The 20,702-nt window shown below is 67.1% G+C and carries 21 protein-coding genes; 11 read left to right on the top strand and 10 right to left on the bottom strand.

The annotated features are described in order from the left end of the window. Nucleotides 1-35: 35 nt before the first annotated feature. Nucleotides 36-374, bottom strand: a complete 339-nt coding sequence (locus G5B40_RS05095; RefSeq protein WP_165095874.1) for a P-II family nitrogen regulator — start codon at nucleotides 372-374, stop codon at nucleotides 36-38. A 196-nt stretch (nucleotides 375-570) separates the two neighbouring features. Here G5B40_RS05095 and G5B40_RS05090 point away from each other — a divergent pair, with 196 nt between their 5' ends. Continuing rightward, nucleotides 571-2,121, top strand: coding sequence for an NAD(P)H-hydrate dehydratase (locus G5B40_RS05090; protein WP_165095871.1), 1,551 nt, complete (start codon nucleotides 571-573; stop codon nucleotides 2,119-2,121). A 6-nt stretch (nucleotides 2,122-2,127) separates the two neighbouring features. On the opposite strand, the gene G5B40_RS05085 is transcribed toward G5B40_RS05090, so the two are convergent. Beyond that, nucleotides 2,128-2,901: a DUF1295 domain-containing protein gene (locus G5B40_RS05085; RefSeq protein ID WP_165095868.1), complete on the bottom strand. Its 774-nt coding sequence runs from the start codon at nucleotides 2,899-2,901 to the stop codon at nucleotides 2,128-2,130. Between the two features lie 283 nt (nucleotides 2,902-3,184). Between G5B40_RS05085 and G5B40_RS05080 the strand changes: the two genes are divergently transcribed. From G5B40_RS05080 to G5B40_RS05070, 3 genes are all read left to right on the top strand, one after another. Further along, nucleotides 3,185-4,477, top strand: coding sequence for a helix-turn-helix domain-containing protein (locus G5B40_RS05080; RefSeq protein WP_165095866.1), 1,293 nt, complete (start codon nucleotides 3,185-3,187; stop codon nucleotides 4,475-4,477). Nucleotides 4,478-4,566: 89 nt separating this feature from the next. Further along, nucleotides 4,567-5,691 (top strand): flavodoxin-dependent (E)-4-hydroxy-3-methylbut-2-enyl-diphosphate synthase, encoded by a 1,125-nt coding sequence (ispG, locus tag G5B40_RS05075; RefSeq protein WP_165095864.1) that lies wholly within the window; start codon nucleotides 4,567-4,569, stop codon nucleotides 5,689-5,691. Further along, nucleotides 5,688-6,152, top strand: coding sequence for a DUF1499 domain-containing protein (locus G5B40_RS05070; protein WP_165095862.1), 465 nt, complete (start codon nucleotides 5,688-5,690; stop codon nucleotides 6,150-6,152). The genes ispG and G5B40_RS05070 overlap by 4 nt, the downstream gene beginning before the upstream one ends. Here G5B40_RS05070 and G5B40_RS05065 read toward each other — a convergent pair. Further along, entirely contained in the window at nucleotides 6,129-6,428 is a 300-nt protein-coding gene (locus G5B40_RS05065; protein ID WP_165095860.1) for a hypothetical protein, read from the bottom strand. The two genes, G5B40_RS05070 and G5B40_RS05065, sit on opposite strands and share 24 nt — an antisense overlap. Nucleotides 6,429-6,540: 112 nt before the next feature. Between G5B40_RS05065 and G5B40_RS05060 the strand changes: the two genes are divergently transcribed. From G5B40_RS05060 to G5B40_RS05040, 5 genes are all read left to right on the top strand, one after another. Continuing rightward, a complete protein-coding gene (locus tag G5B40_RS05060; protein WP_165095857.1) occupies nucleotides 6,541-7,446 on the top strand; it encodes a hypothetical protein in 906 nt (301 codons plus the stop codon). Next, complete coding sequence (locus G5B40_RS05055) at nucleotides 7,443-7,838, top strand: DUF1801 domain-containing protein (protein ID WP_165095854.1); 396 nt, start codon at nucleotides 7,443-7,445, stop codon at nucleotides 7,836-7,838. The genes G5B40_RS05060 and G5B40_RS05055 overlap by 4 nt, the downstream gene beginning before the upstream one ends. Nucleotides 7,839-7,869: 31 nt before the next feature. Then, on the top strand, nucleotides 7,870-8,925 hold the full coding sequence (gene prfA / locus G5B40_RS05050; RefSeq protein WP_165095851.1) for a peptide chain release factor 1: 1,056 nt from the start codon (nucleotides 7,870-7,872) through the stop codon (nucleotides 8,923-8,925). Further along, nucleotides 8,922-9,776, top strand: a complete 855-nt coding sequence (gene prmC / locus G5B40_RS05045; protein ID WP_246209711.1) for a peptide chain release factor N(5)-glutamine methyltransferase — start codon at nucleotides 8,922-8,924, stop codon at nucleotides 9,774-9,776. The genes prfA and prmC overlap by 4 nt, the downstream gene beginning before the upstream one ends. A gap of 206 nt (nucleotides 9,777-9,982) precedes the next feature. Next, nucleotides 9,983-10,648 carry a DUF4167 domain-containing protein gene (locus G5B40_RS05040; RefSeq protein WP_165095849.1) on the top strand — a complete coding sequence of 222 codons (666 nt, stop codon included), beginning with the start codon at nucleotides 9,983-9,985 and terminating at the stop codon, nucleotides 10,646-10,648. A gap of 25 nt (nucleotides 10,649-10,673) precedes the next feature. Here G5B40_RS05040 and rsmA read toward each other — a convergent pair whose 3' ends face one another. Genes rsmA through G5B40_RS05025 form a run of 3 tightly spaced genes read right to left on the bottom strand, consistent with a single transcriptional unit; the run spans nucleotide 10,674 to nucleotide 13,735 of the window. After that, entirely contained in the window at nucleotides 10,674-11,519 is an 846-nt protein-coding gene (rsmA, locus tag G5B40_RS05035) for a 16S rRNA (adenine(1518)-N(6)/adenine(1519)-N(6))-dimethyltransferase RsmA (protein WP_165095847.1), read from the bottom strand. After that, nucleotides 11,516-12,466: a 4-hydroxythreonine-4-phosphate dehydrogenase PdxA gene (gene pdxA, locus G5B40_RS05030; protein WP_211907452.1), complete on the bottom strand. Its 951-nt coding sequence runs from the start codon at nucleotides 12,464-12,466 to the stop codon at nucleotides 11,516-11,518. The genes rsmA and pdxA overlap by 4 nt, the downstream gene beginning before the upstream one ends. A gap of 36 nt (nucleotides 12,467-12,502) precedes the next feature. Beyond that, on the bottom strand, nucleotides 12,503-13,735 hold the full coding sequence (locus tag G5B40_RS05025; RefSeq protein ID WP_165095843.1) for a peptidylprolyl isomerase: 1,233 nt from the start codon (nucleotides 13,733-13,735) through the stop codon (nucleotides 12,503-12,505). A 312-nt stretch (nucleotides 13,736-14,047) separates the two neighbouring features. Here G5B40_RS05025 and G5B40_RS05020 point away from each other — a divergent pair, with 312 nt between their 5' ends. Both G5B40_RS05020 and G5B40_RS05015 read left to right on the top strand, forming a co-directional pair. Continuing rightward, nucleotides 14,048-15,553, top strand: a complete 1,506-nt coding sequence (locus G5B40_RS05020; protein WP_165095840.1) for a leucyl aminopeptidase — start codon at nucleotides 14,048-14,050, stop codon at nucleotides 15,551-15,553. 12 nt (nucleotides 15,554-15,565) lie between these two features. Continuing rightward, nucleotides 15,566-16,033 carry a DNA polymerase III subunit chi gene (locus tag G5B40_RS05015; protein WP_165095838.1) on the top strand — a complete coding sequence of 156 codons (468 nt, stop codon included), beginning with the start codon at nucleotides 15,566-15,568 and terminating at the stop codon, nucleotides 16,031-16,033. Between the two features lie 12 nt (nucleotides 16,034-16,045). On the opposite strand, the gene G5B40_RS05010 is transcribed toward G5B40_RS05015, so the two are convergent. Genes G5B40_RS05010 through G5B40_RS04995 form a run of 4 tightly spaced genes read right to left on the bottom strand, consistent with a single transcriptional unit; the run spans nucleotide 16,046 to nucleotide 20,673 of the window. Beyond that, nucleotides 16,046-17,557, bottom strand: a complete 1,512-nt coding sequence (locus G5B40_RS05010; protein ID WP_165095835.1) for a malonate--CoA ligase — start codon at nucleotides 17,555-17,557, stop codon at nucleotides 16,046-16,048. After that, nucleotides 17,538-18,812, bottom strand: coding sequence for a malonyl-CoA decarboxylase domain-containing protein (locus tag G5B40_RS05005; RefSeq protein ID WP_165095833.1), 1,275 nt, complete (start codon nucleotides 18,810-18,812; stop codon nucleotides 17,538-17,540). Before G5B40_RS05005 ends, G5B40_RS05010 begins: the two co-directional genes overlap by 20 nt. Continuing rightward, nucleotides 18,809-20,125, bottom strand: a complete 1,317-nt coding sequence (locus G5B40_RS05000; RefSeq protein WP_165095830.1) for a TRAP transporter large permease — start codon at nucleotides 20,123-20,125, stop codon at nucleotides 18,809-18,811. Before G5B40_RS05000 ends, G5B40_RS05005 begins: the two co-directional genes overlap by 4 nt. Next, the gene (locus G5B40_RS04995) at nucleotides 20,125-20,673 is read right to left on the bottom strand and encodes a TRAP transporter small permease (RefSeq protein WP_165095827.1); all 549 of its coding nucleotides are present in this window, start codon (nucleotides 20,671-20,673) and stop codon (nucleotides 20,125-20,127) included. The genes G5B40_RS05000 and G5B40_RS04995 overlap by 1 nt, the downstream gene beginning before the upstream one ends. Between the last annotated feature and the right edge of the window lie 29 nt (nucleotides 20,674-20,702).

Raw genomic sequence — 20,702 nt, 5'->3', positions numbered from 1 at the left:
ACTTCCTTTCTGGTGCGTTTGTGTTCGGGGTCGGGTCAGAGCGCGTCGACGCCATCCTCGCCCGTGCGGATGCGGACGGCGCGGACGATGTCGGATACGAAGATCTTTCCGTCGCCGATCTTCCCGGTCTTCGCGGCGGCGACGATGGCCTCGATCACCTGTTCGACCTGCTCGTCGGAGACGACAAGCTCGATCTTCACCTTGGGGAGGAAATCCACGACATACTCCGCGCCGCGATACAGCTCGGTATGGCCCTTCTGGCGGCCGAATCCCTTCGCCTCGATCACCGAAAGGCCCTGGATACCGATCTCCTGTAGCGCCTCCTTGACCTCATCGAGCTTGAACGGCTTGATGATCGCCTCGATCTTTTTCATTGGGTATCCTCCCGCGTGACCATACGCGCGCCGGGCGGGTTCATCCGCTCTGCGCGTCTTCGGGCTTGGAACCATCCGGAGCGGCTGTTTTCAATGCGAAGCGCCGGTGGTGGTCGCGAGGTGAGTCGGATTCCGCCTTTTTTGCCTATAAAATAGGCATGATGCCCATCGGCTGGGCTGATGCGAGGGGACGGGAATGGAGCTTCTGACAGCGGCCGAGATGCGCGCGATCGAGCGCGCGGCGATCGAGAGCGGCGTGGCCACGGGGCGCGAGTTGATGGAGCGCGCCGGGCGCGGCGTGGTCGCGGCGATTCTGGACTGGCGACCGGCGCTAGCGCGCGCGCCGGGCCGGGCGGCCGTTCTCTGTGGGCCGGGCAATAATGGCGGCGATGGTTTCGTCATCGCGCGCCACCTAAAGATGCGGGGGTGGGCGGTTGACGTCTTTCTCCTCGGCGCTCCCGCCAATCTGCCGCCCGATGCGGCGGAGAATTGCAGCCTTTGGCGGGAGATGGGGGCGATCCGGCCTCTGACCGAGGCCGCCGATGGGCGGCGATCCGTCCATGATCTGGTGATCGACGCGCTTTTCGGCACCGGCCTGACGCGCCCGCTGGAGGGCGCCGCGCGCGTTTGCGCGGCGCGCTCGTGGCGGAGATTCGGTGGAGCGGGGGCGGTGGTCGCGGTTGATGTGCCGAGCGGCATGTGCGCCGACAGCGGCCGCGCGCTTCAGGCGGAGCCGTCCGACGAGGCGGCGGCGACGAAATGCGATCTGACGGTGACGTTTCATCATGAAAGACTGGGTCATCGCCTGGCGCAGGGACCATCTCAGCTATGTGGAGACGTGCGGGTCGTGGATATCGGCCTCGCCGGGGTTCCAGCGGCGGCCGCACGGCTCGGCGCGCCGAACAGGCCGGGCCTCTCGAAGACAATCGGCCACAAATATTCCCACGGCCACGCGCTGATTCTTTCAGGCGGCGTCGGTCGGGGCGGCGCCGCGCGGCTGGCGGCGCGGGGGGCCCTGCGTGTCGGCGCAGGCTTGGTCACGCTCGCTGCGCCACCGGCGGCGATTATCGAGAACGCCAGTCGACTCGATGCCATAATGTTACGATCGGTCAAGGGAATAGAGGGCATTTCAGAGCTTCTGGTTGACCGAAGGATCAACGTCGTCGCGCTAGGTCCCGGTCTCGGCGTGGGGGAAAACACCTGCGCGAAGGTCGGGGCGGCGCTGGCGAACGAAGAGCGCGGCGCGGTGCTCGACGCCGACGCGCTGAGTTCCTATCAGGACGAACCGGAAACGCTCTTTCGACTCACGCGCGGTCGAAGCGTGGTCCTTACGCCGCATATGGGAGAGTTTGGCCGGCTTTTCCCGGCGGTGGCGGAAAAGCTCGTGGCGCCGGCGGCGCGTGGGCCTGCGTTCTCGAAGCTGGACGCGGCCCGGGCGGCGGCGGCGCTGGCGGGCTGCATCATACTCCTGAAAGGGCCGGATACCGTCGTCGCCGCGCCGGATGGCGAGGCGGTCGTCGTCTCCGCGCATTACGAACGCGCGTGCCCGTGGCTGGCGACCGCCGGGGCGGGGGACGTGCTCGCCGGGATGATCGCCGGGCTCATTGCGCGCGGCTTTCATCCCTTTCGCGCGGCCGAATCCGCGGCATGGCTGCATCAGGAGGCGGCGCGTGGATTTGGCCCGGGCCTGATCGCCGAGGATATTCCGGAGCGTCTGCCGGCGGTCTTTCGTGATCTCGGGCTATGACGCGCGTCAGCGCAGTCTCGGGATGAAGGCCGGGGTTCGCGCCGCCCAGGCCGCGTATTCCGGCTTCGTAGCTTTCAGGCTCGCTCCCGTCATCGGCGCCCCGGAGACCTTCGTCAGCAACAACGTGACGAGGAGGGGAGAGATGATGGCCCACCAGGCGCTCGCCTCGGCCGCGATCAGCCAGATTCCCCACCAGAACGCCATTTCTCCGGCATAGGACGGATGCCGGATATGGGCGCGAAGTCCGGTGACGAGCAGGGCGTCAGGCCCGGCTTGGCGTTTGAACCGGTCGAGCTGGGCGTCGCTCACCGCCTCAAGGCCGAGACCGAGCGCCGCGAGCAGCGCGCCGAGCGCGCCGACAGCGCCTATTGGCGCGTCAGGGGCGAGCGCGCCTGCGAGTGGGGCGATCGCGATCAGCCATTGCAGCGCGCCCTGCAGCGCGAAGACGATGAAGAGGCTCTTCCACCAGAACGATTCGCCCCATGCGTGTCTGATCTCGCGGTAGCGCCGGTCCTCCTCTCCGTGCCTGATGCGGCGGCGCAGCATCACGAAGCAGAGCCGCGCCGCCCAGACCCCGATGAGAAGGACCAGCAGCGCCGCGCGCGCGCCCGAACCCGTCTCGCCGATCCAGAGCGTGAGCAGCAATCCGGCGAGAACGCCCGGCCCCCACCAGGCGTCGGCGACGCTGACGTCACCGAGGATGAGCCCGAGCGGCCAAAGTGCGAGAAAGACGCCTAATCCGAGCGCAAGAGCGCAAAGATAGACGGTTATCGGGTCCATTCGGCTCGGGCTCCTGATTCCCGGCGACGAATCGTCGGATCGCCCTCGGGCCGTTCTGGCGCGGTCGGGGCGATGGATTCCGACGGTTCCATCTCCGCATCTGGTCTGCTAACTCCACATTAAGACGTTGGTCGCAACCTTCTGCAACGGAAACCGGATTCGACTCCGATTTCACCCTCTGGTTTCCTGGTGTTTCATGTTAAGTTGAATACGCAGGAACTTGCGGCAAATCGACTTTGACCATAGAAACCGCAGGCGTGTGCAAGAGGTTTTGGGATCGAGCATGGGGAAAGAATACAACCCCGAGTTGCGTGGCTTTGATTCCTATGAATTGAGGCTCGGCGACGAAATGCGAGGCGAGCGCGCCTCCATGGGCAAGTCGCTGCTCGACGTTCAACGCGAGTTGCGCATCCGCGCCGACTACATCGCCGCGATCGAGGACGCCGACGCCTCCGCCTTTCCCTTCGCCGGTTTCGCGGCGGGTTACGTGCGCTCATACGCTCGCTATCTCGATATGGACGGCGATGACGTCTACCGCCGATTTTGCGCCGAATCGGGTTTCGAGGGCGTCGGGGCGGGGCTGACCCTGACTCCACGCGAGCGTGCGGCGGAACCCGAGCCATGCGCGCCGGTCGCGGCGAGCGGGCAGGGGTCGAAGCCGGCGAACGGCGCGGCGGACCGGGCCGTAATTTCGACAATGTTTATGAAGTCGAACGCCTCCGCTGCGCGTGTCGATTTCGGGTCCAGCCTGCGCGGGCTCGCATCGGTCGCGGTGTTGGCTGTGCTCGTCGGCGGGCTCGGCTATGGCGGCTGGAGCCTGCTGCAGGATCTCCAGCGTCTCGGCTTCGCGCCGCTGCCGACGGCGCCCGAGGTGCTGGTCACGGCGCCCGATATATTCGCGCCAGCCGAGGTCGCGGCAACGCGCCCGGTCGACGGTGTGGCCCGGCGGGACGACGCGCGGGTGACGTTGGCTTCGATTTACGCGGCGCAGGAGGCGGCCGCCCCGGTGGTGGCGCCACGCGACGGGCCGATCTCGTCGATCGACCCAAAGAGCGCCGGCATCTACGCGCTGCCGACGCCGCAGTCGACGCCTGTCGTGGTCGATGAGCCGGCCGGGGGTGCGACGATCCTGCCGGATGATCACCGTCTGGCGCGGGCCTTCGATTCGGTCCAGGAAGAAAGCGTCGCGCCCGCGATGCCTGCGCCCCCGGCGCGCCAGGGCGTCGATGTCTTCGCGACCGCGGACGCCTGGGTTCGTGTGCGCGACGGTGAGCGGCGTGTTCTTTTCACCGGCATTCTCGGGCCGGGCGAGCGGTTCACCCTGCCGGAGGGGGCGACGGCGCCGCAGCTTCGGGCCGGCAACGCCGGCGCGGTCTATATTCTTGTCGACGGCGCAGCGTTCGGGCCGCTCGGCGAAGGGCCGCAGGTTGCGAAGAATGTCGATCTGAAGCCCGACGCAGTTCGCGCCGCCTATCCGGAGGCGGCGGATTTCGTCGCGCCGCCAGTGACGAAGGAGGCCGGCCAGGAGGCCGCGTTGGAGCCTGGCGATCGCGCGGTGGCGCTTCGCGACGAATAGGCGCGGCCTGTCGCGCGGGGCTCGGCTGCGATGGACATGCGCCGGCGGCGGGCCTATTCCTCGGCCATGCAAAGGTACCGGAGTCTGGCATGAGCATCCGCCCCTGGCGCGATATCCAGCGCCGCGTCTCGCGCAAGATTCGCGTCGGTTCGGTCGAGGTGGGTGGCGATGCGCCGATCTCCGTTCAGACGATGACCAACACGCTGACGTCCGACGCGAAAGCGACCATAGAACAGGTGCTGGCCTGCGCTGAAGCCGGCGCCGACATCGTTCGCGTCTCATGCCCGGACGAGGCGTCGACAAAGGCGTTTCGCGAGATCTGCCGTGAAAGCCCGGTGCCGCTGGTCGCGGATATCCACTTTCACTACAAGCGCGCGATTGAGGCGGCCGAGGCGGGCGCGGCGTGCCTGCGCATCAATCCCGGCAATATCGGCGCGCCCGAGCGGGTGCGCGAAGTGATCCGCGCCGCGAAGGATCACGGTTGCTCGATTCGTATCGGCGTCAACGCCGGGAGCCTCGAGAAGCATCTGCTGGAAAAATACGCGGAACCATGTCCCGAGGCGATGATCGAGAGCGGACTCGACCATATCCGCATTCTTGAAGACAATGATTTTCACGAGTTCAAGATCAGCGTGAAAGCCTCCGACGTCTTTCTCGCCGCCGCAGCTTATCAGGGGTTGGCGGACGTTACCGACGCGCCGATCCATCTCGGCGTCACCGAGGCGGGGGGGTATGTCACGGGCTCGATCAAGTCCGCCATCGGACTCGGTAATCTCCTCTGGATGGGGATTGGCGACACGCTCCGCGTTTCGCTGTCCGCCGATCCGGTGGAGGAGGTGAAGATCGGTTTCGAGATCCTGAAATCGCTCGGGCTTCGTCATCGCGGAGTGAACATCATCTCCTGTCCGTCCTGCGCACGCCAGGGCTTCGATGTGATCGCCACGGTCGCCGAGCTCGAAAAACGGCTGGAGCATATCAGGACGCCGATGAGCCTCTCGATCATCGGCTGCGTTGTGAACGGGCCGGGCGAGGCGTTGATGACTGATATCGGCTTCACCGGCGGCGGGGCCGGTTCCGGCATGGTCTATCTGGCGGGCCGTCAGGATCACAAGATGGGCAATGAGCGGATGATCGATCATATCGTCGAGCTGGTCGAAAAACGCGCCGCCGAGATCGAGGCAGCGCAGGCCGTCGCGATGAAGGCCGCCGAGTGAGTCGCATCGCCAGAGCGCTTCTCTGGATTATCGCCACAATCTGTGTCGCGTTCATCGCCTTCGCCATCTGGGTGCGCCTCGCTCCCGACGACGCCGCGGATTGGCGCGAGGACCCGGCGGCAATCACGGCCTCCGGCGCTTTGAATGAATATGTCGTGAGACCGGAAGCCGACGGTGCGGATGCAGTATCGCCGGTCTATGACGAGCCGCCGGAATCGCTCATCGCCCGCTTTCGCGACATGGCGCTGGCCGAGCCGCGTGTGGGCCTGCTCGATGAGAGCGGCGGAATCCTTACCCTGGTTCAACGCTCCATGCTGATGGGGTTTCCCGATTATATTTCAGTGCGCGCGGTTTCCGTGGACGGCGGCGCCGCACTCTATATCCACTCGCGCTCGCGCTACGGGAAGAGCGACTGGGGCGTCAACGAGGCGCGAATCTCAGCCTGGCTCGGAAATCTCTGACATCGGACGCGATTGGCTAAGCGGCGTCGGGGCGCAGCCTTCGGTCTTGTCGCGCCATGCCGGGTTGTTCAACGACATGCCGCAGCGCGCGGTGAATTCGCGTCCGCCGATATGCAGGCAGCTCATTTCACCGATCTCCACCCGCTCTCCGCGATTGGTGCAATAGCAGTCCGGATAGGGGTGTCCCTCCTTCGCCTTCGGCCGCTGGAAGAGCGGATCGGCGGTGGCGGCGCTGGCGACAAGCGCCATGAGGGCGGCGAGCGGCAGAAGCTTCATTGGCGCATCATACGCGAATTTTCGCACTTGATAAACTCTCGCCGCGGGTGGCGTGATTGACTTCCGCCGGCGCGCTCCGTACCTCCTCCGCCGTCAAGCGAAGAGGGTGGCGATGCCTCGACTGATCATCCATCCGGGCGCGCCGAAGACCGGAACATCGACGCTCCAGCGGTTCTTGCACGCCCATCGGGACGTGCTCCAGAAGCGGGGGATCGTCGTGCTCACGCCGGCGAACTTCCGGCGCTCGCCCTTCATGCGGGCCTGCAGGTCCGCAACCCGCGGGGGGAAGCCGATGGAGCGCGCGGCGCTGGACGCCTTCGCCGCGGAATTCGCCGATGTCGACACCGTCCTCATCTCGGAGGAAGGGTTCTGCAGCGGGTTTCTGCTCGGCGGGTGGAACGGCCCCGGCGGGTTCGAGCGGGCGGATTTGAGCGCCGAGGTGATCGCCAATCTGCCCTTCGACGATATTCGCGCCGTGCTCACCGTCCGCCAGCAGCGCGGCTTTCTGGTGTCGTCCTATGTTCACCGGGTCAAGCTGCACCGTGAGCGGCGGGGATTCCGGCGCTGGCTCGATGAGGCGATCGCGCCAGACCGGCTATCATGGGCGCGCGTCGCGCGGGCGTTCGAGACGCGCCTCGGTGAGGGACGCGTTGCGCTCCTGCCGTTCGAGATCGTCAAGGCGGAGGGGGCGGAAGCCTATGTCCGCGCCTTTTTTGAGAGCGCGGGGCTCGACGGCGCCGGGATCGACTTCACCCGGGTCCATGCGGCGAATGTCTCCGCCTCTCATCTCGCCGTCGTCGCTTCGCGCGCGTTCAATCGCATCGCCTGGACGAAAAAGGGGCGCTCGCGCATGAACGCGCGGCTGACCCGCCGATTTCCGGCCGACAGGTTCGGCGGGTTTCGTCCCTCCGATCCGCGGCTCGACGCGCTCGCGGAGTTGTTCGCCGAGGAAAATGAGGCGCTGGCACGGCGCTGCTTTCCTGACCACGCCGACGCTTTTCTCGGCGGCGCGCGGTGAGCGCCGATCCGCCGGAGGTCGAGGCCGCATTCGCCGCATTTCCGGACATGGCGCGGGGGCGGCTCCGCGCCGCGCGCTCCGCGATTGCTGAAGAGGCGCGCGCCCTCGACCTCGGGCCGCTCATCGCCTCACTGAAATGGGGGCAGCCGAGCTATGTCGCGCCCGGCGGCTGTGGAACGCCGATCCGCCTGGGCGTCGTGAGGGATGGGACGCCGGCTCTTTTCGTTCACTGCGGGACAACTCTGATCGATGAGTATCGCCATATAGCGGGGGAGGGCGCTCGAACCGAGGGACGGCGGGCGGCGCTGATCGGACGGGAGGGGGCCGCGCCGCTTCGCCCATTGATCCGCGCCGCGCTGACCTACAAGTCACGACGCAAGGCGGCGCCTTGACCCTTTTCGCCGCTGCGGCGAAGAGGGCGCCATGATCAAGCGCGACAAGATTGAGCAGATTGTCCAGCGTCTCGGTTTTCTCGAGGCGAAGCTCTCCAGTGCGATGGCGCCCGATGAACTGGCGGCGCTGTCGAAGGAGTACGCGGATCTGAAGCCGATCGCGGAGGAGGCGGCCGCCTATCTCAAGGCGCTGGATGAACGCGCCGCCGCCGAGGCTCTACTACACGACCCGGAAATGGTTGATCTGGCGCGCGAGGAGATCGCGGTGCTCGACGCGGCGCTGCCCGCGATGGAGGCGCGGATGCGGCGCGCGCTGATCCCGAAGGACGCGGCCGACGCCCGCCCGGCGATCATCGAGATCCGTCCTGGAACCGGCGGCGAGGAGGCCGCGCTTTTTGCCGCGGACCTCTGGCGGATGTATGTCCGCTTCGCGGAGGCGCGCGGCTGGAAGACGGAGACCCTCGAGGAATCGCTGACCGAGCTAGGCGGCTTGAAGGAACTTGTCGCCGCGATTCGTGGCCGGGGCGTCTTCGCCGCGCTGAAATTCGAGAGCGGCGTTCACCGCGTGCAGCGCGTGCCGGAGACCGAGAGCGGCGGGCGCATCCATACGTCCGCCGCGACGGTGGCTGTGCTGCCCGAAGCGGCGGAGATTGACGTCGCGATCGCAGATTCGGACGTCCGGATCGACACCATGCGCGCCTCGGGCGCCGGCGGGCAGCATGTGAACACGACGGATTCAGCCGTGCGCATCACCCATTTGCCGACCGGCATCGTGGTGACGAGCTCGGAGAAGTCCCAGCACCAGAACCGGGCGCGCGCCATGGAGGTGCTTCGCGCCCGGCTCTTCGACGAGGCCCGCCGGGAGGCGGATACGGCGCGCGCGGCGGATCGCAAGGGGCAGGTGGGCTCCGGCGACCGGTCGGAACGGATCCGCACCTACAACTTTCCGCAGGGCCGCGTCACCGACCATAGGATCGGCCTCACGCTCTATCGGCTGGAGCAGGTGATGCAGGGCGATCTCGACGAACTGATCGAAGCGCTGACCGCGGCGGACGAGGCGGCGCGGCTCGCGGCCATGGAGCCGTGAGCGAGAGTTACGCAGAACTGCGCCGCCGCGCGACCGCCCGGCTTTCGGAAGCCGGGGTGGAGAACGCGGCGCGGGACGTGGAGCTGCTTCTGCGCTGGGCGACCGGGCTCGACGCCCCGGCTCTGGTCTCGAGGGCCGGGGAGGCGGCGACCGCCGAGGCGCGCGTGCGGTTCGAGTCCGCGCTGTCGCGCAGGGAGGCGCGTGCGCCGGTCTCGCATATCGTCGGCGGGCGCGCGTTCTGGGGGCGGTGGTTCGAAGTGACGCCCGATGTGCTCGACCCGCGTCCTGAATCCGAAACTCTGATTGCGGCCGCGCTGGAGAGGGCCGCCGGCGCCGCGCCGCCGGCGCGGGTTCTCGATCTCGGGGTTGGCTCAGGCTGTCTTCTTGGGACGGTTCTCGCCGAGCGGCGGGAGGCGACAGGCCTCGGTATCGACGCATCGCGCGCGGCGCTGGCGGTCGCGGCGCGCAATATGGCGGCGCTTGAAATCGCCGACCGGGCGGAGATGCGGCTGGGCGACTGGCTTGACGGGCTGACAGAAGGCTTCGACATGATCCTCTGCAACCCGCCCTATATCGCCCGCGCGGAAATGGACGGGCTTTCACCGGAAGTTCTGGAGCATGAGCCGCGGATCGCACTGACGCCGGGCGGCGACGGACTTGACGCCTATCGGCGGATCGCCCCCGATCTCGCCTGCTATCTGCGCCGCGGCGGACGCGCGTTGTTCGAAATCGGGCCGGATCAGGCGGCGCAAGCGGCGACTATATTCGCCGCGTTCGGCTGGCCGCACCCGATCGTTCATCGCGATATGGACGGGCGCGATCGCTGCCTGGAGTACCGCCGGAAACCCTGATCTCCATTTGGGCTTGTGGCGACCGCCATGGGGCGCTAGTCTCTGTCGTGTCCGGCGTGATCACCTTCTCTGATTGCGCGCTTGGGCGGACGAACGTGACCCATACAGGAACGGGTGATCCGGCGGCGATGTCGCGACGGGATCGGGGCCGCGCCCTTCATATCGGGCGCTATCGGAATATCAGTCAACCGACCGAGACGTATGCAATGAGACCTTCTCAGAAATCCGGGCGCTCGCGCGGAAAGAACAATCGAAACCGGGGCGGCGGCGGCGTCGGCCACTCGCCGAACCGCGTCTATGAAAGCGCGGGGCCGGAAGGCAAAGTGCGGGGCACGCCGCAGCAGGTTATCGACAAGTATCTTTCGCTCGCGCGCGATTCCCAGCTTTCGGGCGACCGGGTGACTGCTGAAAATTTCCTTCAGCACGCCGAGCATTACGCGCGCATACTGATCGCAGCGCAGGAAGCCGCCGCGCCCGATCGGCGTGAGCAGAACCAGCAGCATGGCGGCGGGGAGCGCGACAGCCAGGACGGAGGCGAGGCCAACGGCGCGCGCTCCGGCCAGACGGGTGGGCGGAACGGCGCCCAGACCGGCGACGATGACAGCGCGCAATCCGAGCAAGGCAGCGGCCAGCAGGGCCGCCGCGAAGGCGGCGCCCGTGAAAAGGCCGAGCAGAGCGCGCCGAGCGCCGACGAGCAGCCGCCGGCGGACGGGCTTGCTGCGATCGGCGATGTGGAGCGGGCCTCCGAGATTGTCGAGACTCCGGAAAGTCAGGCGAAGCCGGCCGAGCGTCGACCGCGAAGAGCTCGTCCGAAGACTCCGAAAGCTGTTTCGGAAAAGGCTGACGAACCTTCCGCTGAAGCCGCGGAATAGGGAGGCCTGGATCGCCCGGGCGGCGTCAGCCGTCCTGAAGCGCCCTGGTCAACGCGCAGAATTCCATGAGCGTCAGCGTTTCCGCTCGTCTTGCGCCGTCGATCCCGGCGGCGTCGAGCAGCGGCGCCGGATCGCCAAGCCGCTTGAGGCTCTGGCGCAGCATTTTCCTGCGTTGTCCGAACGCCGCCGCGACCACCCGCTCCAGCATATGCGGGTCCACTTCCGCCACGGGCGCGCCCGGGCTGATCGTCACTATGGCGGACGTCACTTTCGGCGCCGGGGTGAACGCGCGGGGGGAGACCTCGAATGCGATCTTCGCCGTCGCCCTCCACTGGGCCAGAACCGAAAGCCGACCATAGGCGCCGTCGCCGGGCGCGGCGGTGATGCGCTCGGCCACTTCCTTCTGGAACATCAGGGTGAGACGCGACCACCAGGGCGGCCAGTCCGCGCCGCTCATCCAGCCGACGAGAAGCGCGGTGCCGACATTATAGGGCAGGTTGGCGATAATCTGAGCCGGCCCGGTCAGATGCCGCCGCGGGTCGATCTCCATTGCGTCGCCTTCGATAATTTCAAGCCGTCCCGGCCAGCGCGCGGAAATCTCCTCCAGCGCCGCGAGGCAGCGCGAGTCGCGCTCGATCGCGATCACTCTCCGCGCCCCATTCGACAGTAGCGCGCGGGTCAGCCCCCCCGGTCCCGGTCCGATCTCCACCACTTCGGTCTCCGCCAGCGGCGCTCCGGCGCGGGCGATCCGGCCGGTGAGATTGAGGTCGAGAAGGAAATTCTGTCCGAGCGATTTTCGCGCAGAAATCCCGTGCCGCGCGATCACCTCGCGAAGCGGGGGCAGGCCGTCAGCGACGGTGGATTCACTCATGCCGCCCGCCGCGCCGCCATGCCGGCGGCCATGTTCACCGCTTCGATCAGGCTCGCGGGGTCGGCCCGGCCGGTTCCCGCGATGTCATACGCGGTACCGTGATCCGGCGACGTGCGGATGAACGGCAGGCCGAGCGTCACGTTCACCCCGCGCGCGAAGTCGAGCATCTTCACGGGGATCAGCGCCTGGTCGTGATACATGCAGAGCGCCGCGTCGTAACGGGCGCGCGCCGCCGCGTGGAACATCGTGTCGGCGGGAAGCGGGCCGAACGCTTCGACGCCGCGGGCCCTCAGCGCGGCGACGGCGGGGGCGATCAGCGCCGCATCCTCGCCCCCCATCGCGCCGCCTTCGCCGGCATGGGGGTTCAGCCCGGCGACGGCGATGCGTGGGCGCGCGATGGCGAAATCGCTGATGAGCGCGGCCGCGAGGATCGCGCCGGTCTCTTCGATCAATCGCGCGTTCAGTTGCTTCGGGGCTTCTGAAAGCGGGATGTGGATGGTGACGGGAACAGTGCGAAGCCCGGGCGCGGCCAGCATCATCACCGGCAGCGGGGCGCCTGAGAGCGCTGCCAGAAACTCCGTATGGCCAGGGTAGGCGAAGGCGGCGCCGTCCTTCAACGCCTTCTTGTTGATCGGCAGGGTGACGACCGCGCCGGCCCGCCCCTTGAGCGCGAACCCGACCGCGCGCTTGATCGAGCGGATCACTGCGCCGGCGTTGGCCGGATCCGGCGCGCCGGGCTGCGCCGGAGCGCTAAGCGACTCACGAAGGACTGCGAGACGGCCCAGGGGGAGCGAGAGGGCGTCCTCCGGCTCGCCAATCTCAACGACCTCGGCGCCCAGCGCCGTGAGTCGCTCCGGGTCGTCGATCGCGAAGAACGGCGCCGCAAGCGCGCCGGCGCGCCAGGCCTGGACCAGAACCTCGCCGCCGATCCCCGCGGGGTCGCCCATCGTGATGGCGAGCGGTGCGGCGGCGGGTTCGCGCACTCAGCGCCGCTCGATCACCGCTTCGCGCCGGAGATCCTGCAGGAAGCCTTCGGCAAGCCGTGTCAGGCGGCGGGTGCGGATCTGGTCGCGAAGTTGCGCGCGGGTTTCTTCGTCGACGCCGCCGCTGCGTTCACACACGATGAAGATATCGACGCTGTCATTCGCGGCGACCGGGCGCGACGCCTGTCCCGATTGCAGCAGCTGCACCGCATCGCGGACCGGGCCAGGCAGGGCGGAGACGAGCTTTCGGTCAATCGATTCCACCGTCGCCCGGCCGCCGAGTTCGGGAAGCGAGCCGCAGCCGTTGGCCTGCGCCTTCAGGTCCTCGGCCGTGGCCATCGCCGCGGCCGTCGCGTCTTGGCCGGAGCCGTCGAGCGGCACCGCGATTCGGCGAAGCGTGACTTCGCTCTCGCGCGCCCAGGGCGGGACCTCGTCGCGGGTGTCGCCAACGCGATAAATCGACACGCCGCCCGGCGCCGCGACGGGCGGCGTGACGCCGCCCGGCGGCGTGTTCGCCATTATCTGCGCCAGATCGGGGGGCAGCATGCTGTCCGGCACCCAGCCGACATCGCCGCCATTGGCCGCCGACGGGGCGCGGCTGTAGCGCCGGGCGAGCGTCGCGAAATCGGCGCCGCGGCGGAGTTCCCGCATGATCCGCTCAAGCGCCGCGCGCGCCTCGGCTTCCTGACCGGGACCGGCCGGGATGGCGATCTCCGAGATCCGATACGATTTTGTCTGGCTCGCAGCGGCGAGCGCGATCTCCTGATCGAGTTCGACTTCGGAGGGCGTGGCGCGCGCGCCAAATCGCGCATTCACCAGCTCGCGCCAGACAACCTGGGAGCCGAGAAAACTGTCCAGCGCCTGCCGGTCGATCCCGGCGCTCCTGGTCTTGGCCAGAAAGCCCGCGCCATCGAGATTGAAGCGTTGCGCGAATTCCTCGATCGCGGCGCTCAACTCCTCGGGGTCGGCGCTGAGCCCCGCCCGCCGCCCGGCCTGCGCGCGCAGCCGGTCGTCGATCAGTTGCTCAACCGCGGCGCTGTTGAGCTGCGGTCCGGGCTGGGCGCCGCTCAGTTGCAGGAGCTTCGCGCGCTGCCCGACATCGTAATAGGTGATGATGTCGTCATTCACGATCACCGCGGGCGCGAAGGCGGTCTGCGCCGCGGCCGCGACGGCGAAAGCCAGCGTGGCCAGTAACCCGCCGCTCACCCGCCGCGTTGTCGACAGCATCGTCATGAAGCATCCTCGTTCACTGCGCGCCGGAATCGTTGGACCCGGCGCTATTGTCTTGCCGCCGCCGGGATCGCGATCCCGAAGCGAATTCGCATCTGACGCCCCTCAGCGTCGTTGGCCATCGTGCGAGACTGGAGTTTCCAACCGGCGCCTACAACCACGTAGGTCAATACCGCGCCTCCGGCGACGAATCTATCCTCGATCAGGTTCGAGCGTGTAGCGCCTGTTCGACCGCGAGCCTAGGCGCCCGCGCCAAATCGCGCTACGCCTCTGGCCAAAATCAACCCGTTCCACCGCATGCAACATGAGGCCAGCATGACCCAGCCCGTCGAGATCGCGTTCACATCGTCCGATTCAGTCGTGATGGCCGAAGCCTCAGGCTCCATCGTCGTCTTCACACTGAAGGATGGCGCGCTCAGCCCCGGCGCCGCGGAGGCGGACGGTCTGACTGACGGCGCCGTCGGCCGTCTTGTCGCAGGCAAGGAGTTCAAGGGGAAAGCCGGCGATATCGGCACGCTCGCATATCCTGCCGGCGTGAAGGCGGAGAAACTCATCGTTGTCGGGCTTGGCGAGGAGCCGGACGAGAACGCCGCGCGCAAGGCCGGCGCGGCGGCCGCGAAGGCCGCCGGACGCGGACCGGTGACGCTATGGGGCGCGGGCGGCTCCGCGACCGAGGCCGAGATCGCCTTCGGCTTCGCGCTGCGGCGCTACAGATTCGATGTCTACAAGACCGGCGACGAGAGTGACGAGGGCGACGATCAGGATGGCGCTGGCGTGGCGAAAACGAACGACTCAGTCGCTTTCGTGAGCGCCGACGCCGAGGCCGTCGCCCGCGCCTCCGCCCCGTTGGCGGCGCTGACCGAAGGGGTGTTCTTCACCCGCGATCTGGTCAATGAACCGGCCAATATCCTGACCACCGGTGATTTCGCCGCGCGGCTCGAAGCGATGGCGGCCCTCGGCCTGGAGGTCGAGATCCTCGGCGAGGCGGAGATGAAGGCGCTCGGCATGAATGCGCTTCTCGCCGTCGGCATGGCGTCGGACGACGAATCGAAGCTCGTGGTGATGAAATGGTCCGGTGGCGGTAATGAAGCGCCGCTTTGCGTTGTCGGCAAGGGCGTGGTCTTCGACACTGGCGGAGTCTCCATCAAGCCTGCGGGCGGCATGGAGGACATGACGATGGACATGGGCGGCGCCGGCGCCGTCGCGGGGCTGATGCGGGCGCTGGCGTTGAGGAACGCGAAAGCCAATGTCGTCGGCATCGTCGGCATCGTCGAGAACATGCTCGCCGGCAATGCGCAGCGTCCCGGCGATATCGTGAGATCGATGAAGGGCGATACGGTCGAGGTGATCAACACCGACGCCGAAGGGCGTCTCGTCCTCTGCGACGCGCTCTGGTACGCGCAGGAGCGGTTCAAGCCCGCGGGCGTGATCAACCTTGCGACGCTGACCGGCGCCATCATCGTCGCGCTCGGGCATGAGCACGCCGGGGTGTTCTCGAACGACGATGCGTTCTGCGACGCGTTCCTCGCGGCCGCAAAGACGGCGGGCGAGGGGGCGTGGCGGCTGCCGCTCGCCCCGGCCTATGACAAGCTGCTGAAATCCCGCCTCGCGGACATGAAGAATGTCGGAGGCAGGGCTGCGGGTTCGATTACCGCCGCACAGTTTCTCAAGCGCTTCATAAAAGAGGGGACCCCCTGGATCCATCTCGACATCGCCGGCACGGCTTCGGTCAAGGCGGAGACCGACCTCGCGCCCGCCGGCGCGACGGGATGGGGAGTGCGTGCGCTGAACCAGTTGATCGCGGACAGATATGAGCGTTAAGCCGGGACGATTGTGGCGGAGATTCTCTTTTATCACCTGACCCGGCGGCCGCTCGAAGCCGCCGTGCCCGGACTGCTGGAGAAATGTCTCGAACGCGGGTGGAAGGTGGTGCTCCGCGCCGGATCGCGCGAACGCGCCGAGGCGCTCAACCGCCATCTGTGGACATATCGCGAGGATGGCTTCCTGCCCCATGGCGGCCCGGAGGACGGCGAAGGGCCGCGCCAACCGGTCTATCTCACGGCCGGGACGGAGACGCCGAACAGCCCGGATGTGCTGATGCTGGTCGATGGAGCGGAGGCTACGGCGGCGGAGGTCGGCGACTACATCCGCGCGCTTCTGCTCTTCGACGGCCATGACGAAGCGGCGCTCGCCGCCGCGCGCGCCGCGTGGAAGACGATGACGGCCGCCGGGCTGAAGGCGATCTACTGGGCCGAGACCGATGCCGGCGGTTGGACGAAAAAGGCCGAGGCGGGCGGCTGAGCCGGCGCGGCCTCAGGCGAAGAGCCCTTTCACCTGGTCGCGCAGGGCGTTTTTCTGCACCTTGCCCATCGTGTTGCGCGGCAGCGCTTCGATCAGGATCAGTTTCTTCGGTTGTTTGTAGCGCGCGAGGGAGGTGGCGAGCGCCGCCTCGATCGCAGCCAGGTCGGGCGCGGCTCCCGCGGCGGGCACGATGAAGCCGACGACCGCTTCGCCGAAATCGGCATGCGGCGCGGCGACGACGGCGCTTTCCAGAACGCCCGGCTGGTCGTCGAGGATCAGTTCGACCTCCTTGGGGTAGACGTTGAAGCCCCCGGAAATGATCAGGTCCTTTCCGCGCCCGACGATCTGCACATAGCCGTCTTCGTCGATCAGCCCGAGATCGCCGGTGATGAAAAACCCGTTCTCGCGAAGTTCCTCCTTCGTCTTCTCCGGCATGCCCCAATAGCCCTTGAAAACGTTCTGGCCGCGCACTTCGATCACGCCGACCTCGCCTTGCGGCGATTCGACGCCGGTTTCGGGGTCGGTGATTTTCAACTCGACGCCGGGCAGGGGAAAGCCGACCGTGCCGGCGCGGCGCTCGCCCTCATAGGGGTTCGAGGTGTTCATGTTGGTTTCGGTCATCCCGTAACGCTCCAGGATGCGATGGCCGGTCCGGGCCTCGAATGCGCGGTGCGTCTCGGCGAGGAGCGGGGCCGAACCGGAGACGAAGAGCCGCATCCGCCTCGTCAGCGGGCGGTCGAAGCGCGGATCATCCAGAAGGCGTGTGTAGAAGGTCGGCACGCCCATCATCGATGTCGCCTGCGGCATCAGCCGGATCATCGCCTCCGTATCGAACTTGGGCAGGAAAATCATCGCCCCGCCGGAGATCGCGATGGTGTTGGTGGCGACGAAGAGCCCGTGCGTGTGAAAGATCGGCAGGGCGTGAAGCAGCCGGTCCCCGGCTGTGAAGCACCAATAGTTGACGAGGGTGCGCGCGTTCGAGAGCAGGTTCTTCTGCGTCAGCATCGCGCCCTTGGAGCGGCCGGTTGTGCCGGAAGTATAGAGGAGCGCGGCGAGGTCGCCCTCTTCCCGCGCTGCGGGCGGGAAGTTGTCGGACGCGCGCGCCGCCTTCTCGGCGAGGCTCCCGTCGCCATGCGCGCCAAGGGTCTCCAGCATGGCGCCGGCGGCTCTAGCGACCGGCGCAAGGTCGCCGGCGGCGGGGGGGTCCGCGAGCAGAAGCTTCGCGCCGGCGTTCTCGACGAAATAGCTCACCTCGGTCGGAGTGTAGCCGGTGTTGAGCGGGAGAAAGACCACGCCCGCCTTCACGCAGGCGGCGTAAACCGCAAGCGCCTCCGGCGATTTCGCGACCTGCGCCGCCAGTCGGTCACCCGCGGCGAGCCCGGCTGCGGTGATGGCGCTGGCGTAGCGGGAGGCGGTTTTCAGAAAGGCGTCGTGGCTGATCTCGCGCCCGTCCGGGAGGATCAGGAATGGCGTCGCCCTCCCCTCGTGCGGGCCGAATAGGGCGTCATAGAGCGGGTTTGCCATTCTTCGGGCTCCTGGTCTGAACGAGTTTCGCGCCGGCCTCGGCCAGCGTCCGCACCGGCTTGGAGGCGGCGACTGGCCCCCGCGCGGCGAAACTCTCCTGATTTTCGGCGATCCGGTCGAGGTCGTAAAGATAGTTGACCATCGCGCCGCCGGATTGCGCCATGCCGCGCGGCGAAGGGTCCGCATCCGCATGGATCGCATGAACAAGCGCGCCGTTCGAAAGGTGGAACCGGGCGACAGGGTCGCGCGGCGCACCGTCGGCGCGTTTGGCGTTTAGAAGATACTCCGCGGTGAGCGCCTTCAGTTCCTCACCCGAATCCGCCTCGCGCCCGTCTTCTTTCAGCCAGTCCAGCAGGCCGGGGATGGGTGAAAGCGTCACATAGGACTTCAGCCCCGGCAGCGCGCGGCCGAGATCCTCCGCCACCTGCTTTATCAGGAGGTTGCCGAACGAGACGCCGGCGAGGCCGGGTTGGCAGTTCGAGATCGAATAGAAGACCGCGGTGTCGGCCTTGTGGGCCGGGGTCGGTTTCCGGTCCTCCGCGAGGAGGGAGACGATCGAGCCCGGGACGCCTCGCGTCAGCGCCACTTCGACGAAAATAAGCGGATCGTCGGCCATCGCCGGGTGAAAGAAGGCGAAACAGCGCCGGTCGGCGGGGGCGAGTCGGCGGCGCAAGTCCTCCCAACTCGAAATCTCGTGAACCGCCTCATAGGCGATGATCTTCTCCAGCACGCTCGCCGGCGTGTCCCAGTCGATGGGTCGCAGCACGAGGAAGCCGCGATTGAACCACGACACGAAGAGATGCAGGAAATCGAGATCGAGCCGGCCGAGGCTTGGGTCGCGCCCGCCGATGCGGCGCAGATCGTTCCGCATCTCGACCAACCGCTTGGTCGCGCCGGGGGCGCGGTTGAGCCGGCGGATCAGCTCCTGCCGCGGCGGCTCGGCGGCCTCCATCAACTCGGCGTATGCGGGCTTGTCCGGCGTCGCGGCGTAAGCGGCGGCGGCGGCGGTGAGGCGCCCGGGATCGACATCCATCGCCTCGGTCAGATGGACGAAGAAGGCGCGTTTCGCGTCTTCGTCGAGCAGGGCGTAGCGATCGAGCAGCGCGCGGGCGAGAATGAAACCGCCGGCCTCGCCGCCCCTGGCGACCAGCGCGTCGGCGAGCGCTTCTGGCGTTCTCTCGTCCTCGGACCCGCCCCAGGCGGCGTCGCGTGCACGCTCGAAAAGCGTGGTGAGAAGGTCGGCGAGGAGCGTCATATCTCGGGCCCCATGACCGCGTCCGGCAACCAGGTGGCGATGTCCGGAAACATGCAGAGCAATATGATCGCGACGACCATGCAGGCGACGTAGGGGAGCGATCCGACAAGTATGGTCTTCAGCGGAATGTCGGGCGCGATGCCGTTGATGACGTAAAGGTTCAGCCCGACCGGCGGAGAGATCAGCCCGATCTCCATGTTGATCGTCAGCACGACGGCGAACCAGATCGGGTCGAAACCGGCGGTGGTGAGGATCGGCATGAGGATCGGCGCCGCCATCAGGATCACGGCCACCGGCGGCAGGAAGAACCCGGCGATCAGCAGAAAGACGTTGATCGCCGCCATCAATACCCATCGGTTGACGTCGAGCCCGCCGATCCACCCCGCGATCGACTGGGTGATGAAGAGTGACGAGAGCATGTAGGAGAAAACGCCGGCGGCCGCGATGATGAAGAGGATCATCACGCTTTCCTTTGTGCTGTCGCGCAGAACCACCCAGAGCCGGCTTGGCTCCATCAGTCGGTAGATGATGATCGCGACGACAAGGCAGAGAAGCGCGCCGACGGCCGCAGTCTCGGACGGCGTCGCCACGCCGCCATACATCGCGTAGAGCACGCCGAGGATGATGAGCAGGAACGGCAGGACGCGCGGCATGATCTCCAGCCGCTCGCGCCATGAATAGCGGCGGGTGGAGAGGATCGAGCCGTCGCCGGAGCGCCATGTCGAGTAGAGCGACCAGAGCATGAACAGCCCGACGAGCAGCATCCCCGGCAGGACCCCGGCGAGGAAAAGCCGCCCGATGGAGGTTTCTGTCGCGATGCCGTAGACGATCATCGTCACTGAGGGCGGGATGAGAATGCCGAGCGTGCCGCCCGCGGCGATCGAACCGGCGGCGACGCCGTCCGGATAACCGCGTTTCCTCATTTCCGGAATGCCCATCTTGCCGATCGCCGCACAGGTGGCGGGCGAGGAGCCGGACATCGCAGAGAACAGCGCGCAGGCCCCGAGATTGGAGATCACCAGACCGCCGGGCACCCGCGTCAGCCAGCGCTCAAGCGCCTCGTAGAGATCGGCGCCGGCGCGGGTAGAGGCGATGGAGGCGCCCATCAGGATAAACATCGGAATCGCCAGCAGCGCGAAATCGTTGAGCTTGGCGAAGAAGATCTCCGGCATCAGCTCCAGCGAACGCATGCCGTCGAAGACGATCAGGAAGCCGGCCGCGACCGTCAGCAATCCGACGGCGACGGATATCCCGGAGAAGAGGACCAGCACCGTGACGACGGCGACCGCGAGGCCGAGAACGAGCGGATCCATCAGCTCTCCTCCAGCCCGTAGGGCTTTTCGATCTTCAGGATCAGCGCGACCAGGTCGGCGGAGAGCTGAAGCAGCAACAGCCCGAACCCGACGGGAAGCGCGAAAAGAGGAATCCAGAGCCTGGCGCCCCAGACGGTGTCCGACTTCCAGTTCCGGTCCCAGGAGAAGCGCCAGTATTCATAGCCGTACCAGAACATCACCGCGACCACGGCGATGGTTACGCCGAGGGTCAGCAGCGCCAGCCAGAGCCGCGCGCGTCCTTTCAGCGACATCGGAAAGAGGTCGACATTCACGTGGCCCCTGAGCCTCTGAACATAGGGCAGGCCGATGAGCGTCGATGAGATAACCAGATAGATCACCGTCTCGGTCTGCCAGATAGTGGAATGGTTCAGGACGAACCGCACGAATATCATCTCGCAGGTGATCAGCACCGCCGCGAGGATCATTGCGGCCGAAACCCAGCCGGCGAGCGTGGAGACCGCCGCGACAAATTTCAAGAAACGGTTGTCGCCGGTGCGCGCGATACGGGTGGAGACGCTACCCGACATCGCCTGCTCCCCTCGTGGAACGTGGGGCG

The organism is Pikeienuella piscinae (assembly GCF_011044155.1).
In the GTDB taxonomy this organism is placed as follows: domain Bacteria; phylum Pseudomonadota; class Alphaproteobacteria; order Rhodobacterales; family Rhodobacteraceae; genus Pikeienuella; species Pikeienuella piscinae.
The sequence above is the reverse complement of the archived record's forward strand: the minus strand, read 5'-3'. Positions and strand labels throughout refer to the sequence as shown.